This window comes from Dietzia maris (assembly GCF_014144855.1).
In the GTDB taxonomy this organism is placed as follows: domain Bacteria; phylum Actinomycetota; class Actinomycetes; order Mycobacteriales; family Mycobacteriaceae; genus Dietzia; species Dietzia kunjamensis.
This window is the reverse complement of the sequence record NZ_JAALDN010000031.1, coordinates 1-3,123: the sequence shown is the minus strand read 5'-3', so window position 1 is coordinate 3,123 and position 3,123 is coordinate 1. Positions and strand designations below refer to the sequence as shown.

Below are 3,123 nucleotides of genomic sequence, written 5' to 3'. Positions count from 1 at the left end.
GCCGGCTCCGGCACCGCCCGGTGAGGACGTCGCGACCCTCGCCCCGGTGCCCGGACCGCTCTTCTAGACACCCGAACCCCGAAAGGCCCGCTGGAGATGACCGAACGACGCAGCCCGGGAACGGGCGCCCGGGTCCCCTCGGGCGCCCCGCGCGGCACCGCGCCGGGAGCCGGACGGCCACCGAACCGGTTCGGCAGGGTCCTCACCGCCTCGGCGACCGAGCGACGCTTCACCTTCATGCGCTCCGCCTTCGCGATGATCATGGTCATCGCGCTCGTCAAGCTCTTCTGGGTGCAGACCCTCGGGGGAACGGAGCTCGCGGCCCGCGCCGAGAGCCAACGCCAGGTCCACGAGGTCCTGCCCGCCACGCGGGGAGCGATCGTCGACCTCAACGGCGACCCCATCGCGTTCACCCGCGAGGCCCGCGATCTGTCGATCCAGCCGCTGGTCGAACAGCGCAACGCCGAGGTGCGACGGGAGCTCGACAGCACCAAGCCCACCTGGGACGAACTGGTCGAGGAGATCGCCGACGAGTTCGAGACCGTGCTCGGTGACGCCGTCGACCGCGACGAGATCGAGGCCAAACTCACCTCGGAGGGTGGCTTCACCTATCTCGTCCGCAACGTCGACGTCACGCTGGCCAACGCCATCACCCGCGATTACCCCATGATCGGGGTCGAGCGGGTCGACATCCGTGAGTACCCGGGGGGCGCGCTCGCCGCGAACGTCGTCGGTGCGACGACGAAGAGCGACGAGGGCAAGCTGATCGGGCTCCAGGGAATCGAGGCACACTTCAACGACGAACTGGACGGGGAGGACGGGCGGCAGACGTTCGACCGGGCCCAGGACAACACCGTCATCCCGGGCACCCTGCGCAACGTGACCGAGCCGCGCGACGGCGACACCATCCGCCTCACCCTGGACGCGGACCTGCAGTGGCACGTGCAGAAGGCCATCCAGACCGCCAAGGACACCTCCGGAGCCGAGACCGCGTCCGCCGTCGTGCTCGATGCGCGCACCGGTGAGGTCCGCGCGATGGCCAACGACAACACGTTCAACCCGGCCGTCGGGGTCGCTGCCGAGCTCGAGCGGGGGGCGGACCTGGGCAACCCGGCGATCACCTCGCCGTTCGAACCGGGCTCCGTGCAGAAGATCATCACCGCCGCCGCCGCGATCGAGGCGGGGCTGACCGATCCGAACGAGGTCCACTCCGTGGACGGCAGCATCCGCATGGAAGGTGTCACCGTCTCCGACGCGTGGCAGCACGGCCCCACCCCGTACACCACCACCGGCATCTTCGGGAAGTCCTCCAACGTCGGCACACTCATGCTCGCCCAGCGGGTGGGCAAGGAGCCGTTCTCCGAGTACCTCGACAAGTTCGGCCTCGGCCAGCGCTCGGGGATCGAACTCGCCGGGGAGTCCGAGGGTCTGGTGCCCGACCTGCAGAACTGGCAGGGCGGCACCTTCGCCAACCTGCCCATCGGGCAGGGCCTGTCCATGACCACCCTGCAGATGGCGGGCATCTACCAGACCATCGCCAACGACGGTGTCCGCGTGCCGCCGCGGATCGTCGCCGAGCGCGTCGGCCCCGACGGCGAGCGCACCGAGACCGAGCGTCCCGAAGGTGAGCGGGTCATCAGCACCGAGACCGCCCGCACGGTGCGGGACATGTTCCGCTCCGTCGTGCAGTCCGGGGGCACCGGCCCGCAGGCCGCGGTCGCCGGCTACCAGATCAGTGGTAAGACCGGCACCGCGCAGCAGATCGACCCCGGGTGCTCCTGTTACTCCAACTCGCGCTACTGGATCACCTTCTCCGGCATCCTGCCCGCCGACGACCCGCGGTATGTGATCGCGATCATGCTCGACGCCCCCTCGCGCGGCGTGCTCGGGGCCTCCGCGGCCCCGCTCTTCCACGACATCGCATCGTGGCTGGTCAATCGCGACAACATCCCGCCGTCCGCCCCCGCGCCGGAACTGGTCCTGCAGGCGCGGTGATCAGCGTCCGGCAGGGTAGCGTGTAGCGGGTTCACGGGAGGGTAGCGAGCAAGGAAGGCGGGGCGAGGACAGGCGATGACGACAGCGCGAGAGCTGGCAGACGCGGTGCGGGCCACCCTTCTCGGCGACAGGACCCGGGGTGGTGACGACCTCGTCGGTGCGACGATCCGCGCACAGGACTGCGGCCCCGGCATCCTCTTCGCGGCACTGCCCGGCACGCGGGTCCACGGCGCCTCGTTCGGCGCCACCGCGATCGAGGTGGGCGCGGACGCCGTGCTCACCGACCCCGAGGGTCTCGAGATGATGGCCGCCGTGGCCGACCGGGTCCCCGTCCTCGTGCATCCGGACCCCCGATCCGTCCTCGGCGCGGTGTCCGCGGCGGTCGCGGGAGACCCCTCCGCCGCACTCGACGTCGTGGGGATCACCGGGACGTCCGGCAAGACCACCACCTCCTACCTCGTCGAAGCCGCGCTCGAAGGCGGCGGCCATGTCGCGGGCCTCATCGGCACCACCGGGAGCCGGGTCGACGGTCGGGCGCTGCCGAGTCGCCTCACGACCCCCGAGGCCCCCGAGTTCCAGGCCCTCCTGGCCCGGATGAGGGATGAGGGGGCCCGCGCGGTCGCGGCCGAGGTCTCCAGCCACGCCCTGCGGCTCGGGCGCGTGGACGGCACCAGGTTCGCCGTGGGTGCATTTCTCAACCTGACCCAGGACCACCTGGATTTCCATCCGAGCATGGACGACTACTTCCGTGCCAAGTGCCGTCTGTTCGACGCCGAGGCCGACCCGGGGTCCGCGGTCCGCCCCGCCGAGCGGGCCGTCGTCGTGGTGGACGACGACTGGGGCCGGAGACTGCTCGGGATGCGGCCGGACGCGGTCACGGTCTCCGCCGAACCCGGGGCCGACGCGGACTGGACGGCGGGGGAGTCCGCGACCACCGATCGCGGCACCCAGACCTTTACCGTGCACGGCCCCCGCGGGCTGACCGCCGACGTCGAACTACCGCTGCTCGGCCGGTTCAACGTCGCCAACGCTCTTGTCGCACTGGCCGTCGTCGATGCCCTCGGCTCGGACGTGGCAGGCGCGGCGGCCGGTCTGGCGCGCGTCCGGGTCCCCGGCCGGCTCGAGCCC

Annotated in this window: 2 protein-coding genes; both read left to right on the top strand. The window is 71.4% G+C overall.

Annotated elements, in window-relative coordinates; genetic code table 11:
• Window positions 1–96 precede the first annotated feature (96 nt).
• A complete protein-coding gene (locus G6024_RS00995; protein ID WP_159147623.1) occupies window positions 97–1,995 on the top strand; it encodes a peptidoglycan D,D-transpeptidase FtsI family protein in 1,899 nt (632 codons plus the stop codon).
• Between the two features lie 75 nt (window positions 1,996–2,070).
• A partial coding sequence (locus G6024_RS00990; protein WP_159147622.1) for a Mur ligase family protein occupies window positions 2,071–3,123 on the top strand: 1,053 nt, incomplete at its 3' end.